Raw genomic sequence first — 21032 nt, forward strand, 5'->3', positions numbered from 1 at the left:
GCAGCTCGTGACACCTGACGAGTACGTCGAGGCGGTGCTGGCGCTGGTCGAGCGGATCCCGCCGGGCCGGGCGATGTCCTACGGGGCGGTGGCCGACGCGCTGGCCGAACGGTCGGGGCGGGCGTCGGCCCGGCTGGTCGGCTCGATCATGGCGCGGCACGGCGGCGGGGTGCCGTGGCACCGGGTGGTGAACGCGGCCGGCCGGCTGCCGCCGGGGCACGAGCGGGAGGCCCGGGCCCGGTTGCGCGCCGAGGGGTGCCCGTTGCGCGGGGACCGGGTGGACCTGGCGGCGGCCGCGTGGTCGCCGGAGCAGGGGATGTGACCGCGGCCATAACGTGAGTAGCATTCGGCTCCATGACCACTTCGGGCCTGCCCCGCCGGGTGCACCTCGGATACGCGTCGGGCTCCCTGGTCACCGGCGCGTTCGGGACCGTGCCCGGGCTGCTCCTGCTGCCCTACCTCACCGACACGCTCGGCGTCGCGGCCGGGCTGGCCGCGCTGCTGGTGCTCCTGCCGAAGGCGTGGGACGTGCTGGTCAACCCGGTCGCCGGGCGGATCTCCGACCGGACCCGCTCCCGGTGGGGCGCCCGCCGGCCCTGGCTGCTCGGCGGCGGGCTGGCGCTGGCGGCGCTGTTCGCCTCGATCTTCGCCGCGCCGTTCGCGCGCGGTCCGGCCGCCGCGGCGTACGTGGCGCTGGCGTTCCTGGCCACCGCCACCGCGTTCGCGTTCTTCCAGGTGCCCTACGTGGCGATGCCGGCCGAGCTGACCGCCGACCCGGCGGAGCGTACCCGGATGATGACCTGGCGGATCGCGGTGCTGGCGCTGGCCATCCTGGTCTCCGGCGCGGTCGCCCCGGCGGTGGTGGCCGCCGGCGGCGACGGCGTGCCCGGCCACCGGTGGATGGGCCTGTTCGTCGCGGCCCTGATCGTGCTCGGCACGCTCGGCGTGTTCCTCGGCACCCGGTCGGCGCCGGCCGGCACGGTGACGGAGAGCGAGCCGAGCCTGCGGGCCCAGCTGGCGGTCGCCGGCCGCAACCGGCCGTTCCGGCTGCTGCTGGCCTGCTTCGTGATCCAGTCCGCCGGGGTGGCCACCGTGCTGGCCGGCGTGAAGTACTTCGCCGACCAGGTGTTGCGCGCGCCGGACAGCGGCCCCACGCTGCTGTTCGCCTGCTTCGTCGCGCCGGCCCTGCTGGTCATGCCGCTGTGGAGCCGGGCCGGCACCCGGCTGGGCAAGCGCACCGCGCTGGTCGCCGCGTCGCTGCTCTTCGCGGCCGGCGCGCTCGCCCTGGTCGCCGCGCCCGCGCTGCCGGCCGCCGCGGTGTACGCGGTGGTCGCGCTGATCGGCGTCGGATACGCCGGCCAGCAGGTCTTCGCGCTCTCCATGCTGCCCGACTGCATCGCCCACGACACCGCGCGCACCGGTCGCCGGCAGGCCGGCGTGTTCACCGGCCTGTGGACCGCCGGGGAGACGTTCGGCCTGGCCCTGGGCCCGGGCATCTACGGCCTGGTGCTCCAGCTCTCCGGCTACGTCTCCTCGTCGACCGGTTCCGCCGCCGCCCAGCCGGACACCGCCCGGCTCGGCGTGCTGCTCGGCTTCACCGTCCTGCCGGCCCTGCTGGTGGCCGCCCCGGTGGTGCTGCTGCGCGGCTACACCCTGACGCCGGGCCAGCTGCTCGCCGCGCCCGGCGCCCCGGCGTCCCACGCCACCGCGCCGGTCGCGGGGCCATGAGTCGCCGCACCCGCCTGGCCACCGGCTGCCCGGACCGTCACGAGAGGAACACCCGAAACCGATGACCGAAACGGCAGGGACAGGCGCGCTGCCCGCACGGGGGATGCCCGCGGCGGACGTGCTCGACGAGATCCGGTCGCTGCGGGCGGCCGACCGACCGACGCACGGTGGCCGGCTCTTCGCCTACGTCTACGACCCCGGCGTGGCCGGGCTGGACGAGCTGGCCCACGCCGCGTACGCGGAGAGCGCGCACGTCAACGGCCTCGACCCGACCGCCTTCCCGTCGCTGCTGGCGATGGAGAACGCGCTGGTCGCGGCCGCCGCCCGGCTGCTCGGCGGCGGCCCCGGCACGAGCGCGCCGGACGTCGTCGGCAGCGTCACCGGCGGCGGCACCGAGTCGCTGCTGCTCGCGGTGAAGACGGCCCGGGACGCCCGGCCCGAGCTGGCCGAGCCCCGCATCGTGGTGCCGGCCAGCGGGCACGCCGCGTTCGCCAAGGCCGCCCACTACCTGCGGGTCACGCTGGACCCGGTGCCGGTCGACCCGGTGACGCTGCGTCCGGCGGTGGCCGACGTGGCCGCCGCGATGCGGCCGGAGACCGTGCTGGTGGTGGCGTCCGCCCCGTCCTACGCGCACGGCGTCGTCGATCCGGTCGCCGGGATCGCCGCCCTCGCGGCGGACGCCGGGGTGCGCTGCCACGTGGACGCCTGCTTCGGCGGCTGGACGCTGCCCTGGCTGCGCCGCCTCGGCGCGCCGGTGCCGCCGTTCGACTTCGCCGTGCCCGGGGTCACCTCGATCTCGGTCGACCTGCACAAGTACGCGTACGCGCCGAAGGGCGTGTCGGTGCTGCTGCACCGGGATCCGGCGTTGCGCGCCCCGCAGTACTTCGCGTACGCGGACTGGCCCGGCTACACGATGGTGAACCCGGTGATCGCCTCGACCCGCTCCGGCGGGCCGATCGCCGCCGCCTACGCCACCCTGCGCCACCTGGGCGAGGACGGCTACCTGCGGCTGGCCGCGTCGACCCGGGACGCGGTCGCCGGGCTGGCCGCCGCGGTGCGGGTGACCGACGGCCTGCGGCTGATGGCCGAACCCGAGTCGACGGTGGTCTGCTTCACCGCCGACGACCCGGAGCTGGACCTGTTCGTGCTGGTCGACGAGCTGACCGCGCGGGGCTGGCACACCCAGCCCCAGCTCCGCCACGCCGACCTGCCGGCAAGCGTGCACCTCACGGTGACCGCCGCGGTGGCGCCCCGGGTGGCCGAGTTCACTCCGGCGCTGGCCGACGCGGTCGCGGCGGCGCGGGCCGCCGGCCGGGTCGTGCTGCCACCGGAGCTGCTGGCGCTGGCCGAGGGCCTCACCCCGGAGGCGCTCACGCCGGAGCTGGTCGCCGGGCTGGCCGAGGGGCTCGGCCTGGGCGGCGGCGCCGGCGTGCCGGACCGGATGGCGGTGGTCAACACGCTGCTCGACGCCGCCCCGCCGGCGGTGCGGGAGCGGCTGCTCGCCGAGTTCGTCGGGCTGCTCCAGCGTCCGGCCTGGTGACCGGCGCCGCTCACTCGAACGTCACCGTGATGCTGCCTCGGGTGGTGGTGCCGGGCACCGCGGCGTTGTCGTCACCCCGCTCCACCGACACCGGGATCTGATGGTCCGACCCGGCGGTCCGGCGCATGAAGTGCAGGCCCACGGTGATCCGTTCGCCCGGGTCGAGAGGGCCGGGGTGGCAGTAGAACGCGCCACCCCCGCCGGAGGCCGTGGGGCAGCCGTCGACGAGCGAGTGCTCGTGGATGTCCGGGTCGCTGTCCGGCAGCGTGACCCGCACGTCGGTCAACCGATCCGGTCCGACGTTGGTGACCGTGACGGTAGTCATGCCCCGTCGCCACCCGTCGGCGTCCGGCGGGCCGTAAACCACCGGGGTCGTGGTGAGCGTGAACAGCGGTGACACCGGAATCGGCTTGGACGTCGACGTGGTGGGCGCCGGCGGCGACGGCTCGGCCGGGAAGGCGGTCGGCCCGCCGGTCTGGGTGAACCGGCCGTCCCGCCAGCGGTAGATCCGCGTCTGCCGGTGCGCGGCGTTCGGCTCCGTGTCGTCGGCCTCGACCCGGTCGGTGACGTCGACCCGGACCGCGCCGTCCGGGCGCGCGTCGAACGCGACCAGCCACTCCGGCCGCCGCGGGTCGGAGCGGAAGACCCGCCCGAGCGCCACCGGCGTGCCGTCCGCGGCCCTGTCGAACGCCACCACCTGCTCCGGGTACGGGCTGCCGCCGCGCAGGCAGCGCACGACCGCCACCGGTTCCGGTACGCCGTCACCGTCCACGTCGCCGTAGGCGTACGCCGCGTTCGAGAGCAGTACGTCGCCGCCGGTCCGTTCCACCAACCGCACACCCCGGGTCCGGCAACCGGCCCCGGCCGGCCACGCCGGCAGGTCGACGGTGGCGGCGAGCAGCTCCGCCCGCTCGATCCGGCCGGCCGGCGTGCTCGGTGAGGCCGACGGGCCGGCGCTCGGCGACCCGGTCGGGGCGGGCGACGCGGTCGGCGCCGGCGACGTCACCGGCGCCGGCGTGCTCTGGCGGCCCAGCGCGGCCCAGGCGGCCACCGGCGCGGCGACCGCCACCGCGACCACGACGGCCACCGTGGCCACCCGGCGTCGCTGCCGACGTCGCACCGTGCGCCGCACCGCGTCCGGCCCGGCCGGTACGACCGCGTCGAGCGTCAGCGTGCGGTACGCCTCGAACGCGCCGCTCAGGCGCGTCTCCCGGGGCTCAGGCATGATCGGTCACCTCGTTCGTGGTGGTGAGCTGGGCCGCCAGCGCGGCCCGCCCCCGGTGCAGCCAGGACTTGACCGTGCCCTCCGGCACGCCCTCCTGCTCCGCGATCTGGCCGACGCTGAGGTCGGCCAGGTGGTGCAGCACCACGGCACGGCGCTGCGTGGGCGGCAACTGGGCGAGCGCGGCGGTCAGCGCCACCCGGTCCGGCCCGGGACCGGGTACGTGCTCCTCGCGCTGCCGGTGCAGCCAGGACTCCGCCGTCCGCAGCCGCCGCCAGCGGCTGGTGGCCAGGTTCCAGGCGACCCGGCGGACCCAGGCCACCGGGTCGTCGTAGCGGGAGACCCGCGACCAGCGTGCGAACGCTCGGCAGAACGCCTCCTGCACCAGGTCCTGCGCCTGGGACAGGTCGCCGCAGTACGCGGCGAGCTGCACGGTCAGCGACCGGAAGTGCGCATGGTAGAGCCCGTCGAAGTCGACCGCCTGACGTCGGTCCGGCCCGTCCGTCGTCTCGTCGGGTGGCGGCTCGTCGCGCCGCGCCTCCCTCGTCACCGTCATCCGTTCCTCCCCGTACGGCGCCGCCAACGCGGTCCCCTCCGTCACACGTGCTGACGCCGCCGTCGGTTGCGCCGGATGCGCTCCCGGACGCTGTGGTTGACTGTCGGTTCACAGACCCGCGCAGGGGGAGGCCCGAGGTGCAGTTGCCGGCCGTGCTCGGCGAGCCGATCCGGTTCGTGCTGAACTGGGGCCGCCGCTACTCCCTCTGGGTGTTCAACTTCGGCCTGGCCTGCTGCGCCATCGAGTTCATCGCCACCAGCATGGGCCGGCACGACTTCATGCGGCTCGGCGTGATCCCGTTCGCCCACGGCCCCCGGCAGGCCGATCTCATGGTGGTCAGCGGCACGGTCACCGACAAGATGGCCCCGGCGGTCAAGCGGCTCTACGACCAGATGCCCGAACCGAAGTACGTGATCTCGTTCGGCGCCTGCTCCAACTGCGGCGGCCCGTACTGGGACTCCTACTCGGTGACCAAGGGCGTCGACCAGCTCATTCCGGTCGACGTCTACGTGCCCGGCTGCCCGCCCCGCCCGGAGGCGCTGCTGCACGGCATCCTCCGCCTCCAGGAGAAGATCGCCGCCGAGCAGTCCGGCCCGGGTGGCGTGTCCCGCCCCGACCGGCTGGCCTCCCCGGCGGACGTGGTCCCCCGGCCGGTGGAGGCGCTGACCGCGCCGCCGGTGCGTCCGCCAGCCGACTGATCCCGCCGGTGGCGGGGCGGCGCTAGCCTGCGGACCATGACCGACTCCCCGGAGAAGCGTTCCGCCTTCATCGTCGACGTGCTGACCGAGGAGTTCGGTGCGTCCATGGCGGTCGACCCGGCGGCGTTCCGCCGGAAGTTCCGCAAGATGGCCGCCTCACCGTTCGCGTTCTACCGGGGCAGCGCCTCGCTCTTCTACGCCGACCAGCGCGGCGACTTCGCCGGCGACAGGTACCTCGACGACCGGACCAGCCGGGTGTGGATCCACGGTGACCTGCACGCCGAGAACTTCGGCACCTACATGAACGCCTCCGGCCGGCTGGTGTTCAACGTCAACGACTTCGACGAGGCGTACGTCGGTCCGTTCACCTGGGACCTGAAGCGCCTCGCCGCCAGCGTGGCCCTGCTCGGCTACGCCAAGGCGCTCTCCGACCGGGTGATCGGCGACCTGGTGACCGGCTTCGCCCGCTCCTATCTGGCCGAGCTGCGGGCGATCGCGGCCGGCGGGGACGACGCGATCGGCTCGATCACGCTGGAGAACGCCGACGGCGTGCTGCGCCGGGTGCTCCAGCAGGCGCGGCTGAACACCCGGGTGGACCTGCTCGCCGCGCAGACCACCGTCGACAACTACGAGCGCCGGTTCTCCCTCGGCGACGGCGTGCACGAGATCGACGCGGCGACCCGCGAACAGGTCTGCGCCGCGTTCGCCGACTACCTCGACACGCTGCCCGAGTCGACCACCCGGCACCGCCCGCTGGCCGCCGGCATCAAGGACGTGGTGCTGCGCAAGGGCGTCGGCATCGGCTCGGCCGGGCTGCCGTCGTACAACCTCCTGCTGGAGGGGCACACCGAGGCGCTGGAGAACGACGTCGTCATCTACATGAAGCAGGCGCAGGTGCCGGCGGTGGCGCGGCACATCGACGACGAGCGGGTCCGGTCGTACTTCCGGCACCAGGGGCACCGGACCGCCGAGTCGCAGCGGGCGTTGCAGGCGCACGCCGACCCGTGGCTGGGCTTCACCGAGCTGGACGGCGTCGGCCAGCTCGTCGCCGAGGTCTCCCCGTACGCGGCGGACCTGGACTGGGCGGACGTGAACGAGCCCGAGGAGCTGGCCGGGGTGCTCACCGACCTGGGCCGGGCGGTCGCCCGGATGCACTCGGTGGCCGACGACGAGTCCAGCCACGACCTGGTCGACTACTCGACCGAGGAGTCGATCGTCGCGGCCGTGGCCACCGACGACGACGGGTTCACCGGCTACCTGGTGGACTTCGCCCACCGGTACGGCATCCGGGCCCGGGAGGACCACCAGCTCTTCGTGGACCTGTTCCGCAACGGCCGGCTGCCGGGCATCTGAGCCGGCGGCCGGCTCACTGCGCGAAGTCCAGCACCACCTTGATGTCGTCGCCGGTCGACGCGTACGCCTCCCGGTAGGCGGAGACCGGCACCCGGCGGGTGATCAGCGCGTTCAGCCAGGACTGGTCGGCGCGGGCGAGCGCCTCGCCGGCCAGGTCCCAGTGCCGCCGGCCGGCGTTGACCGAGCCGAACACCACGTTGTTCTCCAGCACCAGCTCCCGGTTGAGCGCGCCCGCGTCGAAGTCGATGCTCCGGCCGCCGCTGGACACGCCGGTGAGGCAGACGATGCCGTTCGGGGCGGCCTTGCACATCGCGTCCAGCACCACCGGTGGCGCCCCGGTGCACTCGACCACCACGTCCGGTTCGAGGTCCAGCTCGGCCACGGTCGAGGTGTGGTAGGTCGCGCCGAGCGCGCGGACCAGGTCCGGCTTCGGGCCGGTGGTGTTGCGGTCCAGCACGTGCACGGCCATCTCGCGCTGGCTGGCCAGCAGCGCGGCCAGCAGGCCGATCGGCCCGGCGCCGGTGATCAGCGCCGTCGTCGGCATCCACTCGGCCCGGCGACCGATCCGCTCGATGTGGTCCCAGGCCTTCGCCACCACGCTGGTCGGCTCCAGCAGCATGCCCACCGACGCGAGCGCCGGGTCCAGGCCGACGGCGAACTTGGGTTGCAGCCGCCAGCGTTCCCGGGCGAAGCCGTTCAACCCCTTGATGCCGTGCTCGGTGTACTGCCCGTTGCGGCACATGTCCCACTCGTCCACCGCGCAGTTGGCGCAGGGCACCGGGTCGGGGCGGCGGACCACGCCGGCGACCAGGTCGCCGGGGTGCAGCGTGCCGGTCGGGTCCTCCAGCACCCGGCCCAGCGACTCGTGGCCGAGCACCAGCCGCTCCTGGCCCGGCGGCGCCTCGCCGTACTCCCCGGCGATGATCTCCTGGTCGGTGCCGCAGACGCCCACCGCGAGCGCCTCGACCAGGATCGCGCCCTCCTCGGGCGCCGGCTCGGGCCAGTCCTCGGTGAGGCGTAGCGAGTCCGGGACACCGGGGGTCACAGTCACAGCGCGCACGAGCCTCATCTTTCCCCGCCGGCCGCCCACCCGCCCGGCAAAGCGACGATCCGGGCCCGGACGGCCCGACCCGGGCGGAAGCCGTCGGCCATAGGATCAGCGCATGACTCCGGAAGAGGTCGGCCGGCGGGTGGTCGAGCTGCTCGCGCCCGTCGAGGCCACCGCGTCGGTCTCCGGCGGTCAGGGGCACGCCCGCGCCACCGTCGACGTACCGCCGGCGAGCTGGGCGGACGCGGTGCGCGCGGCACGCGACGACGCCGAGTTGGGGTGCGACTTCCTCGACTGGCTGTCGGCGGTGGACGAGCTGGCCGACGGCTTCGACGTGGTCGCGCACCTCTGGTCCGTCCGGCACCGGCACGGGTTGCTGCTGCGCACCCGGGTGCCCCGGGGCACCCCCGTCGTCGCGTCGGTGGTCGACGTCTTCCCGGGCGCCGCGTGGCACGAGCGGGAGACGCACGAGATGTTCGGCATCGACTTCGCCGGCCACGGCGAGCTGCGGCCGTTGCTGCTGCCGCCGGAGTTCGAGGGGCATCCGCTGCGCAAGGAGTTCGTGCTGGCCTCCCGGGTCGCGAAGCCGTGGCCGGGGGCGAAGGAGCCGGGTGAGTCGGAGGCGGGCGGCGGGCGCCGGCCGATCCGGCCGCCGGGCGTGCCCGCGCCGGGGGAGTGGGGGACGACGCCCACGCCGGCCGGCGCGGCCGGCGTCGGCGAGGGCCCCCGCGGGGGTACGCCGGCCCGCCCGGCCCGCGAGCGTCCGGCGCGTCCGACCGGTCCGTCCCGCCGGGAGCCCGCCCCTCCGCCGGCGGAACCCGGCCCGCTCGGGCGTCCGGTGCCCGGGGAGCGGCCCACCGGCCCCGCGCGGCAGGAGCCGGCGGGCGACCGGCCCGCCGACCCGGCCCGGCCGGAGCCCGGTGCCGCGCCCGAGGCGGGGGAGGGCTGATGCCGGACTGGTTGGAGCTGGTCCTGCGGGTGGCCGGAGTGCTGGTCGCGTTCCTCACCCTGCCGCTGGTCGTGGGCCAGGCCGAGCACAAGGTGATGGCCCACATGCAGGGCCGGCTGGGCCCGATGTACGCGGGCGGTTTCCACGGCTGGGCGCAGCTCGTGGCCGACGGCGTCAAGTTCGTGCAGAAGGAGGACGTCACCCCGCGCGACGCGGACCGGCAGGTGTTCCGGCTGGCCCCGGCCGTGGCCCTGGTGCCCTATCTCCTGGTGCTCCTGGTCATCCCGCTCGGGCCGGGTGACCTGGTCGCCCAGCCGCTGGACATCGGCTTGTTCTTCGTGCTCGCGGTGGTGGGCGTCGGGGTGCTGGCGGTGCTCATGTCCGCCTGGGCGTCGGCCAACAAGTACAGCCTGCTCGGCGGGCTGCGCGGCGCGGCCCAGCTGCTCGGGTACGAGCTGCCGCTGGTGCTGGCCGCCGCCTCGGTGGCGATGGCGGCGGGCACGCTCAGCCTGAGCGGCATCGTCGAGGCGTGGCGGCCCTGGTGGCTGCTCTGGCAGGCGCCGGCCATGGTGATCTTCTTCGTGGCCGGGCTGGCCGAGATCCGCCGCCCGCCGTTCGACATGCCGATCGCCGACTCCGAGCTGGTCTTCGGCTACATGACCGAGTACACCGGCCTGCGCTTCGCGTTCTTCCTGCTCGCCGAGTACGTCGGCATCGTGGTGATCGCGGCGCTGACCACTGTGCTCTTCCTGGGTGGCTGGCAGGGGCCGTTCGCCGACGCCCAGCTCGGCTGGCTGTGGACGCTGCTCAAGGTCTTCGCCGTGGCGTTCGTGATCATCTGGCTCCGGGTGAGCTACCCCCGGCTGCGCGAGGACCAGCTCCAGCGCCTCTGCTGGCTGGTCCTGGTCCCGCTGGCCCTGGCCCAGTTGGTGCTCACCGTCGCGGTCCGCCTCGCGATGTAAGGCGGGGCCCCTTCTTAACGTTTCCGGTAGAGGAGGGGGCCCCGATTAACACCTCGTCTCAGCGCAGCGGCGTGTGGGAAGGGTCGACCCGCTCCTCGGGAGCGGGGGGTGGGGGCGGGGTGCCGTCGCCGAAGGGGCGGCCGCCCAACTCCTCCCGGCCGTGCTCGGTGAGCCAGTTCGACAGGTCGGGGCCGAGCGGCACGATCCCGGTCGGGTTGATGTCCCGGTGGACCTCGTAGTAGTGCCGCTTGATGTGGTCGAAGTCGATCGTGTCGCCGAAGCCCGGCGTCTGGAACAGGTCCCGCGCGTAGGCCCAGAGCACCGGCATCTCGCTCAGCTTCTGCCGGTTGCACTTGAAGTGCCCGTGGTAGACCGGATCGAAGCGGACGAGCGTGGTGAACAGCCGCACGTCCGCCTCGGTGATCGTGTCGCCGACCAGGTAACGCTGCCCGGTCAGCCGCTCGCTCAGCCAGTCCAGCCGGTCGAAGAGCCGGTGGTACGCCTTGTCGTACGCCTCCTGGCTGCCGGCGAAGCCGCACCGGTAGACACCGTTGTTGACGTCGGCGAAGACCACCGCGTTGACCTCGTCGATCTCGCCGCGCAGCCGTTCCGGGTAGAGCTCCGGCGCGCCCGGCCGGTGGTGCGCGGTCCACTCGGTCGACAGGTCCAGGCTCATCTGCGCGTAGTCGTTGGTGACCACCTGCCCGGTGGGGACGTCGACGAGCGCCGGCACGGTGATGCCCCGCTCGTAGCCGGGGAAGCGGGCGAAGTAGGCGTCGGCCAGCCGCTCGATGCCCAGCACCGGGTCCTTGCCGCCCGGGTCCAGGTCGAACGTCCAGCTCCGCTTGTCGTGGGTGGGCCCGGCCACCGCCTGCGAGATGGCGCCCTCCAGACCGAGCAGCCGGCGGACGATGATCAGCCGGTTCGCCCAGGGGCAGGCCCGGCTGACCGCCAGCCGGTAGCGGCCCGGCTCCACCGGCCAGCCGTCCCGCGCGTCCGCGGTGATCCGGGTGGCGATGTAGCGCTGGTCCCGGGTGAACTCACCACCGGGTTCCACGTACTTGCCGCCGGTCCGGTCCAGCACCTCGTCGTTGCTGCCGCCCACGCCCACCTCCCGAGTTGGTTCCGTTCCCATCATGGTCGCTCCGGCCGGTCCCGGCAGGGCGAGCGGCACAGAGAACGGCATAGGCTGCCGGACGTGACCGATGTGGAGGTGGCGGCCCGACGCTTCGTCGCCGACGTGTGGAACGCCGGCCGCGAGGAGAGCGCGTACGAGCTGGTGGCCCCGGAGTGCCCCGGGCTGGGCGGCGTCGGGCCGGATGCGGTGCTGGCCTGGCACCGGGACCGGCGGGCGTCGTTCCCCGACCTGCGCTACAAGATCGTCGAGGTGGTGGCCGGCGGCGGGCGGGTCGCGGTGCGCTGGCGGGCCGCCGGCACCCAGGCCGGGCAGTTCGGTCCGGTGCCGCCGACCGGGCGGGTGGTCAGCTATTCCGGGGCGTCGTTCCTGCGCTTCGACGAGGCGGGCCGGATCGTCGACGTGTGGAGCGTCAACGAGCTGTTCCAGGTGCTCCAGCAGCTCGGCGTGCAGATGCTGCCTCCGCTCACACCCGGCGAGGCGTGATCCGGCTGATCGGCAGGTTCACCGGGAACGGCTCGCCGGTGTCGACGAACTTGGTCCACCGGCCGGTCTCCGCGTAGATCTCGTGGACCGGATCGATCTTGTAGGTGTGGACGACGAGACTTTCGTCCTCGATCTCGATCCGCCAGTAGAACGGGATCCCGGCCTGGGCGTAGAGCGCCGGCTTGAGCACGCGGTCGATGGACCGCGTGCTGGGCGAGACGATCTCCACGGCGAGCACCACCTCGTGTGGCTCGTACCGGGATGGCTCACGTGCGGCAGCGGCGGCGGTGGTGACCAGCACGTCCGGAATGAAGTAGCGGGTGCGGTTGATCCGCACCCCGACCGCCTGGGTCACGTCGTACCCATCGGGGCAGTCGTCATCGAGAGCCACCATGAGCAGGGCAGCGATGCTCTGGTGCATCCGGGTGGGGGAGTGGGACGTGAGCAGCACTCCATCGAGCAGTTCACGGCGGCGACCGTCCTCCGGCAGCGCGTCCAGATCGTCGGTCGTCCACTCGCGCTCCTGCGGGTGGTCGCTCTCCAGAGCGGCGGTCATCGGTAGGCCCTTCCCGGTGTGTCGTTCTCCCCACGCTCACGCTACCGCCGCCAAGAGTCGGGTGGTGGTCGCGCGCGCCCGGGGCACAGGGCAGGATGGGCGGCATGAGCGAGCACGGTGGAGTGCCCGGCGGCGGGCTGGTGAAGGGCCTCGCGGTCACGTTGAAGACGATGACCCGCCGCTCGACCACCCAGCAGTACCCGGACGTCGCGCCCGAGCTGCCGCCCCGCTCGCGTGGCGTGATCGCGCTGCTGGAGGAGAACTGCACGGTCTGCATGCTGTGCGCCCGCGAGTGCCCGGACTGGTGCATCTACATCGACTCGCACAAGGAGGAGGTGGCGGTGCCCGGCGCCGCCCGCCCCCGCCAGCGCAACGTGCTCGACAAGTTCGACATCGACTTCTCGCTCTGCATGTACTGCGGCATCTGCATCGAGGTCTGCCCGTTCGACGCGCTCTACTGGTCGCCCGAGTTCGAGTACGCCGAGTACGACATCAAGGACCTGCTGCACGACAAGGACCACCTGGGCGAGTGGATGGGCACCGTGCCGCCGCCGCCGGCCCACGACCCGCTCGGCGACCCCTCCAAGGAGGAGACCACCGCCGCCCGCAAGGCCGCGGCGCCCGCCGCCCGTCCGGCCCCGACCCGGGTACGCTCCGAGGCCGCCGACGAACCGGGCGGAGGCGCGGCCTCATGACCGGCGCGGACGTGCTGCTGCTCGCGCTCGGCGCGGTGGCGGTGGGGTCGGGCGCGCTGGTGGTGGCCACCCGTCACCTGGTCCGGGCCGGCCTGTGGCTGGTGGTGTGCCTGGGCGCGCTGGCCGGCGACTACCTGGTGCTCACCGCCGAGCTGGTGGCCTGGGTGCAGGTGCTGATCTACGTGGGCGCGGTGGTGGTGCTGCTGTTGTTCGCGGTGATGCTGACCCGGGCCCCGATCGGCCCGTCCGACGACCTCGACCGGCCCGGCTGGCCGGCCGCCCTGGTCGGCGGCGGCGGCGGCCTCGGCCTGGCCGTGCTGCTCGTCGACGCGTTCCGCTGGTCCCGGGTGGACCTGCCCGCCGCGGGCACCGCCGAGCGCCTCGGCGAGCAGGTGTTCCGCTCCTGGGTGCTGCCGTTCGAGGTGCTCTCGGTGCTGCTGCTCGCCGCGCTGGTCGGCGCGATCGTGCTCTCCCGCCCGGACATCGGCCGCCCGGCCGAGCCCGCCGCCGACGAGGGCGGGCGCCGGTGAGGCCGGTCATCCCGTACGTCACCGCCGCGCTGCTGTTCGGCCTGGGCGTCTACGGCGTGCTGCGCCGCCGCAACGCGGTGCTGGTGCTGATGGCGGTGGAGCTGATGCTCAACGCGGTCAACCTGATCCTGGTCACCGCGGACACCACGGTCCGGGCCGCGCTGCCGCACTCGGGCCAGGTGTTCGCGCTGTTCGTGATCGTGTTGGCCGCCGCCGAGATCGGCGTGGGGCTGGCCATCGTGCTCCAGCTCTACCGGCTGCGGGCCAGCGTGACTGTCGACGACGTCCCGCTCGCCGAGCACGGGCCGACCGCGACCGGTGAGCCCGCGTCGCCCGCCCCGGAAGGCGCGACCCGATGAGCACGGCAACGGTCTGGCTCGCGGCGGTCCTGCCGGGCGCGCCGCTGGTGGCCGGCCTGCTCGGGCTGCTGCTGCCGCCCGCGTCGCACGGGGACCGCGCGCCGGCCCGGCGGCTGGCGGTCGGGCTGGGTGTGGCGGGCGCGGTGGTGGCGCTGCTGGCCGCGCTGGCGTTGCTGCTGCGCGTCGACGCGCCGGTGGAGGCGGCCACCACCTGGGTCGAGATGGGCGGGCTGCGGGTCACGCTGGGCCTGCGGCTGGACGGCGTGGCCGTGCTGGTGGCCACCGCGGTCACCGTGGTGGCGCTGGCCGTGCAGGTCTACTCGACCGGCTACCTGCGTCGCGGCCCGCACGACGACGTGGACGTCGACCACCGCTACCCGCCGTACGCCGCGCAGCTCAGCCTCTTCACCGCCGCCATGCTGACCGTGGTGGTGTCCGGTGACCTGATCATGCTGCTGGTCGGCTGGGAGGTGATGGGCATCTGCTCGTACCTGCTCATCGCCCACGACCGGCGGCTGCCGGAGGCGCCCGGCGCCGCGGTGAAGGCGTTCCTGGTCACCCGCGTGGGTGACGTCGGCTTCCTGCTCGGCATCGCGTTGCTCGGCGTGGGCGCGGGCAGCTTCCGGATCGCCGACGTGCTGGCGCACGACTGGTCCACCGGCACGCTGACCGCCGCCTGCCTGCTGCTGCTGGCCGGGGTGGCGGGCAAGAGCGCCCAGTTCCCGCTGCACACCTGGCTGCCGGACGCGATGGCCGGCCCGACGCCGGTCTCCGCGCTGATCCACGCCGCGACCATGGTGGCCGCCGGGGTCTACGCGGTGGCCCGGCTGTTCCCGCTCTTCGCGCAGGCCCCGGCCGCGCTCGCGGTGCTCGGGGTGCTGGCCGCGATCACCATCCTGCTGGGCGCGTTCGCGGCCACCGCGCAGGACGACATCAAGCGGGTGCTGGCCTGGTCGACGGTCTCCCAGATCGGCTACATGACCGGCGCGCTCGCGGTGGGCGCGCCCGCCGCCGCGCTGTTCCACCTGCTCACCCACGCCGCGTTCAAGGCGTTGCTGTTCCTCGCCGCCGGCGCGGTGATCCACGCGGTGGGCACCACGCTGATGTCCCGGATGGGTGGCCTGCGCACCGGCATGCCTGTCACGTTCTGGTGCACGGTGGTCGGGCTCGGCGCGCTGGCCGGGGTGCCGCCGCTGGCCGGGTTCTGGAGCAAGGACGGCGTGCTCGCCGCCGCCGAGGCGACCGCGCTGGACGGCGCCGGCCCGACCGCGTCCTGGGTGGGCTGGCTGGTCTGGCTGGCCGGGCTGCTCGGCGTCGCGGTCACCGCCTGGTACGCGACCCGGCTGCTGCTGCGCACGTTCTTCGGCGTGTCCCGCACGCCGCTGGTCCGGCCGCACGACCCGCCCGCGTCGCTGCGCTGGCCGGTGCTGCTGCTGGCGGTCCCGGCCGCGCTGCTCGGGCTGGCCGCGTTCGCGCCCTGGTTCACCGACCGCCTGCGGGTGCCGGGCGACGACACCGGCGAGGCGGTCGAACTGGTCCACCTGGCGCCGAACCTGATCCTGCCGTTCCTGCTGCTCGCGGCCGGCGCGGGTGTGGCCTGGGCCGGCTGGCGTCGGGATCCGGCCGCCGACCCGGCCCGCTTCCTGGGTCCGCTGCGGCCGGTGTTCGCCCGGGCGTTCCGGCTCGACGACGTCCAGCACGCGCTCGTCGTACGCCCGGTCGGCGCGCTGGCGCGGGCCGTGCGGGCCGGCGACGAGCTGGGGGTGGACGGCCTGGTGGAGGGCGTCGGCCGGGCGGCGGTGGAGCTGGGCGACGGGCTGGCGGCGGCGCACCGGGCGGCGTTGCCGCGGGCGGCGGCCGGGGTGCTGGCCGGCGCGTTGCTGATCGGCCTGGCGGTCGCCCTGATCGGAGTCGGCTCATGACGTTCGGGCAGGTTCTGTTGGTCGCGGTGGTCGCGGTCCCGGCGGTGGGCGCGGTCGCGACGGCCGCCGTGCCGGGCGACCGGGCCGGCCGGCTGGTCGGCACCGCCGCCGCCGCGCTGACGCTGCTGGCGACGCTGCCGCTGGTCGGCGGCGAGCACGGCTGGTTCGGGTACGGTCCCCGGCCGGCGGTGCAGCCGTGGCACCAGCTCGACCTGACCTGGGTGCCGGGGCTGGACCTGCGCTTCCACCTCGGGGTGGACGGCATCTCCTGGCCGCTGGTGGTGCTGACCGCGCTGCTCACGCTGCTGTGCTGCGGCTACACGCTGTGGCGGGTGCCGGCCGGGGGCGGCAGCGGCCGGGCCCTGGTGGCGTTGCTGCTGGTGGTCGAGGTGGGCATCCTCGGCACGTTCCTGGCGCTCGACCTGGTGCTGTTCTTCCTCTTCTTCGAGGTCGTGCTGCTGCCGATGTACGCGATCATCGCCGGCTGGGGCGGGGACGACCGGCGGCGGGCGGCCCGCAAGTTCGCGCTCTACACGCTGTTCGGCTCGGTGCTGCTGCTGGTCGGCGTCTACCTGGTGGTGGCCGCCGCGGGCACCGCCGACCTGGTCGCGTTGACCGGCGGCGCCGGCCTGTCCCGCGACACCCAGCTGGCCGCGTTCACGCTGCTGGCGCTGGCGTTCGCGGTGAAGAGCCCGCTCTGGCCGCTGCACTCGTGGCTGCCCGACGCGCACACCCAGGCGCCCACCGTGGGCAGCGTGATCCTCGCCGGGGTGCTGCTCAAGATGGGCACGTACGGGCTGATCCGGGTGGCCGTGGGGGTGGCGCCGGAGGGGGCCCGCTGGGCGTCGCCGGTGCTCGGCGCGCTCGCCGTCGCGGCGATCGGAATCGGCGGCCTGGTCTGCCTGGCGCAGAGCGAGCTGAAGCGGCTGATCGCCTACTCCAGCGTCGGGCACATGGGGTTCGTGCTGCTCGGGGTGGCCACGCTCACCGCCACCGGCCTCCAGGCGGCGCTGATCGGCAACATCGCCCACGGGGTGATCACCGGCCTGCTGTTCTTCCTGGCCGGGGCGATCAAGGACCGCACGCACACCGGTTCGCTGGCGGAGCTGTCCGGGTTGCGGGAGACCGCGCCCCGGCTGGCCGGGCTGCTCGGCTTCGCGGCGGTCGCCTCGCTGGGGCTGCCCGGCCTGGCCGGGTTCTGGGGCGAGGCGTTCGCGGTGGTGGCCGCCGTGCGGCGGGGCGGGCCGCTGTGGCTGACGCTGGCCGCGCTGGCGGCGCTGGGCGGCGCGCTCACCGCCGCGTACCTCCTGCGGTTGTTGCGCCGGGTCAGCCACGGCCGGCCCAGCGCGGCGGTGGCGCCGCTCGGGCCGGGGTTGGCCGGGGCGGAGCTGACCGCCTGGGCGCCGCTGGTGGTGCTCGCGCTCGCGGTCGGCCTGGCGCCGGCGTTGGTCCTGTCCTACGCCTCCGGCCCGGTGGAGGCCCTGCTGGGGGTCGTGCCATGAGTCTGGTGCAGCCTGTCGACAACGTGGCGCTGCTGCCGGGTTACCTGGCCGCCGGCACGGCGGTGCTGGTGCTCCTGGTCGACCTGCTGGTGGCCCGCCGGGCGGTGACGGTGGCGGTGGCGGCGCTCGGCGCGGCCGGCACCGCGGCCGGCGCGGCACTGGTCGGGGCGGCCGGTGAGCGGCGCACGTTCTGCGTCGGCGCGGACTGCTCCTGGGTGTGGGGCGGCCGGGCGGCCCTGGTGGCGGTGGTGATCGCCCTGCTGACGCTCGGCGTGCTGGCGATCTCCGGTCCGCTGCTGCGGGCCGGGCGCACCCCGGCCGGCGAATACTGCTTCCTGCTGGCCTGCGCGATGACCGGCGGTGTGGTGCTCGGCGCGGCCGGCGACCTGATCACCCTGCTGGTGGCGTTGGAGACGCTGACGCTGCCGCTCTACGTGCTGGTCGGGCTGCGCCGGGCCAGCCTGGCCGGGGCCGAGGCGGCGGTGACGTTCTTCGTGGTCAGCGTGGTCGCCACCTCGGTGACGCTGCTCGGCGCGGCGCTGCTCTACGCGGTCACCGGCAGCCTGCACCTGGACCGGCTGGGCGGCACCCTGGCCGCCCGGGACGATCTGCGCGACCTGCCGCTGACCACGGTCGCGGTGGCGCTGGTGGTGGCCGGGCTGGCGTTCAAGGTGGCTGCGGTGCCGTTCCACGCCTGGGCACCGGCCACCTACGACGGCGCGCCGCTGCCGGTGGCGGCCTACCTGTCGACCGCCTCGAAGCTGGGCGGCGTGGTGGCGTTGCTGGCGGTGGTGCAGCGGGCGCTGCCGGCCGGCGTGACCGGTCCGGTGCTGGCAGTGCTGGCGGCGCTGACCATGACCGTGGGCAACCTGGTGGCGCTGCGCCAGCGGCGTACCGTCCGGTTGCTGGCCTGGTCGTCGGTGGCCCAGGCGGGTTACGTCCTGGCCCCGCTGGGCGCGTTGGCGCTGGCGGCGGGGCGCACCGCCGACGCCCGCGCCGGGGCGTACGCGGCGGCCGTCGCGTACGCCGTGTTCTTCGTGCTGCTGGAGCTGGCCGCGTTCGCCGCGGTGGTGGCCTTGCGGCCGGCGGACGGCGACGGCGGCACGCTCGCCGACCTGCGCGGCGCGGCGCGGCGGCACCCGTGGGTGGGTGGCGCGTTCGCGCTGGCGCTGATCGGGTTGGCCGGGCTGCCGCCGGGGCTGGCCGGGCTGTTCGCGAAGGTGACGGTGGTGCGGTCGCTGCTGGCCGGGCACGCCGGCTGGCTGGCCCTGGTGGTGGCGCTGAACGCGGTGCTCGGCCTGGCCTACTACCTGCGGGTGGCCGCGACGCTCTACGCGCCGTCCGGCGGGGTCGCGGTGGCCCGGCCGGCCCGCACGGTGGCGATCGCGCTCGGGGTGGCCACCGCGGTGGCCGTGGTGATCGGTTTCGCACCGCAGCTCGTGCTGGACGTGGCGGCGCGCTGACCGGTTCGTGCCCGGTTGGGCGGGTGGTTCAGCGGGCGCTCAGGATTCCCCAGCCAACTTTCAGCCATGAGCCGGATGGTTGACGGGTACCGGTGTGTTGAACCGGTCAGCGGGACACCCGCACGGGCCCGCGCACCGAAGGAGCGATCGATCGTGCATCACAACCGTCTCAAGACCGCAGCGCTGCTCGGCCTGTTGACCTCGCTGATCCTCGCGGTCGGCTACTGGTTCGGCGGTAGCGGTGGTCTCGTCGTCGCCGTGGTCGTCTCGTTGCTGATGAACGGCGTCACCTACTTCTTCTCCGACAAGCTCGCGTTGCGCTCGATGAAGGCGCAACCGGTCAGCGAGGCACAGTTCCCCGAGCTCTACCGGATGGTGCGGGAGCTGTCGACGCAGGCCGGCAAGCCGATGCCCCGGCTCTACGTGAGCCCCACGTCGCAGCCGAACGCGTTCGCCACCGGGCGTAACCCGGAGCACGCGGCGGTCTGCGTCACCCAGGGGATCGTCGAGATCCTCGACTACCGGGAGCTGCGCGGCGTGATCGGGCACGAGCTGTCCCACGTCTACAACCGGGACATCCTGATCTCCAGCGTGGCGGCCGGTCTGGCCGGCATCATCACCATGCTGGCCAACCTGGCCTGGTTCATCCCGTTGGGCTCCTCCGACGACGAGGACGGCCCGAACCCGGCGGTGCTGCTGCTCACCCTGATCCTCGGCCCGATCGCGGCCACCGTGATCCAGTTGGCGATCAGCCGCAGCCGCGAATACCAGGCCGACGCGTCCGGCGCCGAGCTGAGCCGCGACCCGCTGGCCCTGGCCAGCGCGCTGAAGAAGATCCACATGGGGACCCAGGCCCGCCCGCTGGCGCCGCAGGGCCAGCTCGCCAGCACCGCCCACCTGATGATCGACAACCCGTTCAAGCGGGGCGGCGGCATCGCCGCGATGTTCGCCACCCACCCGCCGATGGAGCAGCGGGTGGCCCGGCTGGAGCAGATGGCTCGCAACTCCGGGCCGGTGCAGTTCCAGCGCTGACCCGACCGTCCGGTCCCGCCCGCGTCCGTCCCGGACGCGGGCGGAACCGCGTTCAGGCCGGCTCGACCAGCCGGTCCGCCCGGGTGGCGAGCACCACGACGAGCACCACCAGCCCCGCCGCCAGGTAGGCCGCGGCCGGGCCGAACAGGGCCGCGGTGCCACCGAGCAGGAAGATCCCCACCCCGGAGAACATGATGTTCGAGGCGATCATGGTCGCCTCCACCTGGCCCATCCGTTCCCGAGGCGCCAGCCGCGCGAACGTCGCCTGCGCGCCGATGAGCCAGCCCGCGCCGGCGCCGATCAGCGCGTTCGCCACGGCCACGGCCCAGACCGGGGCGCCGACCGCCACCAGCAGGCCGGCCAGCAGCAGCGCCAGGCCGAGCGCCCGGACGACCACCAACTGGCCGGACACCCGGGCCAGCCAGCCGCGACTGCCGACCACGAGCACGAACACGGCGCCGCCGAACGACGAGGCGGCCAGCAGCACCGGCCGCCAGCCCCCGCCGGCCAGGTCCGGGGCGAGCGTCTCCGGCAGCGCTCCGGACAGGACCGTGGCCAGCGTGAGCAGGGCGACGACGCGCAGCACCGGATGACCGGCGATGATCCGGATGCCCGCGGTGGCGGGTGGCCGGCGGCGCCCGCCCTCCTGCGGGTTCACCGGCAGCCCGGCGAGGACCACGGCCGCGACCAGGAACGACACCAGGTCGATCACGAGTGCCAGCCGGGGGCCGAGCGCCACCGTCATGCTCGCCCCGGCGAGCAGGCCGACCACCTGGCCGCTCTGGTTGGCGAACGCGGACAGCCCGAACAGCGGCAGCCGCAGCGGCGGCGCCACGGCCTCGGCGGTGACCGCCACGTGCACGCTCGAGTAGGCGGCCCGGACCGCGCCGAGCAGGCCGGCGGCCAGGATCGCCGGCAGTGGCCGGGGAACCGCGACCGGTACGGCGATCAGCGCCGCGCCGGCCAGCGAGAGCGCGACCAGCATGGTGCGCCGGGCCGGCACGTCCAGCCAGCCGCTGAACACGGTCGCGACCAGCAGCGCGGGCAGCATCCGGGCGGCGTAGACGGCGGCCGGCCCGAGCACCGACCGGGTCTCGTCGTAGGCGAGCAGCAGCAGCGCGGCCAGCCCGATGAAGTCACCCAGCTCGGAGATCGCCCGAGCCGTGAGCAGCCGGGCCGCGACCGGATGCCGGAAGAGCGCGCGGTAGCCGGGGGAGGGCGTCGCGGTGTCGGTCATCGGTGCGACGGGTCCGCTTCCTCGACCTCGACACGCCGCGGCGTGACGGCCCTGCCGCT

General features: G+C 74.6%; 21 protein-coding genes. 15 read left to right on the forward strand and 6 right to left on the reverse strand.

The genetic code is table 11. From position 1 onward, the window contains the following. Positions 1–7 precede the first annotated feature (7 nt). The 3 genes from GA0070213_RS18360 to GA0070213_RS18370 all read left to right on the forward strand — a co-directional run bounded on the left by GA0070213_RS18360 (position 8) and on the right by GA0070213_RS18370 (position 3268). Entirely contained in the window at positions 8–322 is a 315-nt protein-coding gene (locus tag GA0070213_RS18360) for an MGMT family protein (RefSeq protein ID WP_091065638.1), read from the forward strand. A 32-nt stretch (positions 323–354) separates the two neighbouring features. Continuing rightward, on the forward strand, positions 355–1728 hold the full coding sequence (locus GA0070213_RS18365) for an MFS transporter (RefSeq protein WP_091065641.1): 1374 nt from the start codon (positions 355–357) through the stop codon (positions 1726–1728). A 61-nt stretch (positions 1729–1789) separates the two neighbouring features. Then, positions 1790–3268, forward strand: a complete 1479-nt coding sequence (locus GA0070213_RS18370) for a pyridoxal phosphate-dependent decarboxylase family protein (RefSeq protein ID WP_091065645.1) — start codon at positions 1790–1792, stop codon at positions 3266–3268. A gap of 10 nt (positions 3269–3278) precedes the next feature. Here the strand turns inward: GA0070213_RS18370 and GA0070213_RS18375 are convergent, their stop codons facing one another. Together GA0070213_RS18375 and GA0070213_RS18380 are read right to left on the reverse strand one after the other, a co-directional pair. Continuing rightward, the gene (locus tag GA0070213_RS18375) at positions 3279–4493 is read right to left on the reverse strand and encodes a hypothetical protein (protein WP_091065648.1); all 1215 of its coding nucleotides are present in this window, start codon (positions 4491–4493) and stop codon (positions 3279–3281) included. Continuing rightward, positions 4486–5046 (reverse strand): SigE family RNA polymerase sigma factor, encoded by a 561-nt coding sequence (locus GA0070213_RS18380; RefSeq protein ID WP_091066111.1) that lies wholly within the window; start codon positions 5044–5046, stop codon positions 4486–4488. The genes GA0070213_RS18375 and GA0070213_RS18380 overlap by 8 nt, the downstream gene beginning before the upstream one ends. A gap of 137 nt (positions 5047–5183) precedes the next feature. Between GA0070213_RS18380 and GA0070213_RS18385 the strand changes: the two genes are divergently transcribed. Beyond that, on the forward strand, positions 5184–5744 hold the full coding sequence (locus GA0070213_RS18385; protein WP_091065652.1) for an NADH-quinone oxidoreductase subunit B: 561 nt from the start codon (positions 5184–5186) through the stop codon (positions 5742–5744). Positions 5745–5780: 36 nt separating this feature from the next. Beyond that, positions 5781–7097 carry a DUF2252 domain-containing protein gene (locus GA0070213_RS18390; RefSeq protein WP_091065656.1) on the forward strand — a complete coding sequence of 439 codons (1317 nt, stop codon included), beginning with the start codon at positions 5781–5783 and terminating at the stop codon, positions 7095–7097. Between the two features lie 13 nt (positions 7098–7110). Here GA0070213_RS18390 and GA0070213_RS18395 read toward each other — a convergent pair whose 3' ends face one another. Continuing rightward, positions 7111–8157 (reverse strand): glucose 1-dehydrogenase, encoded by a 1047-nt coding sequence (locus GA0070213_RS18395; protein WP_175441396.1) that lies wholly within the window; start codon positions 8155–8157, stop codon positions 7111–7113. Positions 8158–8260: 103 nt separating this feature from the next. On the opposite strand from GA0070213_RS18395, the gene GA0070213_RS18400 reads away from it, so the two are divergent. After that, positions 8261–9094 carry an NADH-quinone oxidoreductase subunit C gene (locus GA0070213_RS18400; protein WP_245716452.1) on the forward strand — a complete coding sequence of 278 codons (834 nt, stop codon included), beginning with the start codon at positions 8261–8263 and terminating at the stop codon, positions 9092–9094. Then, complete coding sequence (locus tag GA0070213_RS18405; protein ID WP_091065660.1) at positions 9094–10056, forward strand: complex I subunit 1/NuoH family protein; 963 nt, start codon at positions 9094–9096, stop codon at positions 10054–10056. The genes GA0070213_RS18400 and GA0070213_RS18405 overlap by 1 nt, the downstream gene beginning before the upstream one ends. Before the next feature lie 58 nt (positions 10057–10114). On the opposite strand, the gene GA0070213_RS18410 is transcribed toward GA0070213_RS18405, so the two are convergent. Beyond that, positions 10115–11161 (reverse strand): glutathione S-transferase family protein, encoded by a 1047-nt coding sequence (locus GA0070213_RS18410; RefSeq protein WP_425412840.1) that lies wholly within the window; start codon positions 11159–11161, stop codon positions 10115–10117. Between the two features lie 93 nt (positions 11162–11254). Between GA0070213_RS18410 and GA0070213_RS18415 the strand changes: the two genes are divergently transcribed. Then, positions 11255–11677 (forward strand): ester cyclase, encoded by a 423-nt coding sequence (locus GA0070213_RS18415; protein WP_091065665.1) that lies wholly within the window; start codon positions 11255–11257, stop codon positions 11675–11677. On the opposite strand, the gene GA0070213_RS18420 is transcribed toward GA0070213_RS18415, so the two are convergent. After that, positions 11658–12233, reverse strand: coding sequence for a Uma2 family endonuclease (locus GA0070213_RS18420; protein WP_091065668.1), 576 nt, complete (start codon positions 12231–12233; stop codon positions 11658–11660). The two genes, GA0070213_RS18415 and GA0070213_RS18420, sit on opposite strands and share 20 nt — an antisense overlap. A gap of 104 nt (positions 12234–12337) precedes the next feature. Between GA0070213_RS18420 and GA0070213_RS18425 the strand changes: the two genes are divergently transcribed. The 7 genes from GA0070213_RS18425 (at position 12338) to htpX (ending at position 19736) form a co-directional block, all read left to right on the forward strand. Continuing rightward, positions 12338–12928, forward strand: coding sequence for a NuoI/complex I 23 kDa subunit family protein (locus GA0070213_RS18425; protein ID WP_139128696.1), 591 nt, complete (start codon positions 12338–12340; stop codon positions 12926–12928). Further along, the gene (locus tag GA0070213_RS18430) at positions 12925–13458 is read left to right on the forward strand and encodes an NADH-quinone oxidoreductase subunit J family protein (RefSeq protein ID WP_091065676.1); all 534 of its coding nucleotides are present in this window, start codon (positions 12925–12927) and stop codon (positions 13456–13458) included. Before GA0070213_RS18425 ends, GA0070213_RS18430 begins: the two co-directional genes overlap by 4 nt. Further along, the gene (gene nuoK / locus GA0070213_RS18435) at positions 13455–13817 is read left to right on the forward strand and encodes an NADH-quinone oxidoreductase subunit NuoK (protein ID WP_091065679.1); all 363 of its coding nucleotides are present in this window, start codon (positions 13455–13457) and stop codon (positions 13815–13817) included. The genes GA0070213_RS18430 and nuoK overlap by 4 nt, the downstream gene beginning before the upstream one ends. After that, on the forward strand, positions 13814–15739 hold the full coding sequence (locus GA0070213_RS18440) for an NADH-quinone oxidoreductase subunit 5 family protein (protein ID WP_091065684.1): 1926 nt from the start codon (positions 13814–13816) through the stop codon (positions 15737–15739). The genes nuoK and GA0070213_RS18440 overlap by 4 nt, the downstream gene beginning before the upstream one ends. Next, positions 15736–17241, forward strand: a complete 1506-nt coding sequence (locus GA0070213_RS18445; RefSeq protein ID WP_091065688.1) for a complex I subunit 4 family protein — start codon at positions 15736–15738, stop codon at positions 17239–17241. The genes GA0070213_RS18440 and GA0070213_RS18445 overlap by 4 nt, the downstream gene beginning before the upstream one ends. Continuing rightward, on the forward strand, positions 17238–18704 hold the full coding sequence (locus tag GA0070213_RS18450; RefSeq protein WP_091065691.1) for an NADH-quinone oxidoreductase subunit N: 1467 nt from the start codon (positions 17238–17240) through the stop codon (positions 18702–18704). Before GA0070213_RS18445 ends, GA0070213_RS18450 begins: the two co-directional genes overlap by 4 nt. A gap of 153 nt (positions 18705–18857) precedes the next feature. Continuing rightward, the gene (gene htpX, locus GA0070213_RS18455; RefSeq protein WP_091065696.1) at positions 18858–19736 is read left to right on the forward strand and encodes a zinc metalloprotease HtpX; all 879 of its coding nucleotides are present in this window, start codon (positions 18858–18860) and stop codon (positions 19734–19736) included. Between the two features lie 52 nt (positions 19737–19788). On the opposite strand, the gene GA0070213_RS18460 is transcribed toward htpX, so the two are convergent. Then, a complete protein-coding gene (locus GA0070213_RS18460; RefSeq protein WP_091065698.1) occupies positions 19789–20973 on the reverse strand; it encodes an MFS transporter in 1185 nt (394 codons plus the stop codon). Positions 20974–21032 lie beyond the last annotated feature (59 nt).

Source organism: Micromonospora humi (assembly GCF_900090105.1).
Classification (GTDB): Bacteria; Actinomycetota; Actinomycetes; order Mycobacteriales; family Micromonosporaceae; genus Micromonospora; species Micromonospora humi.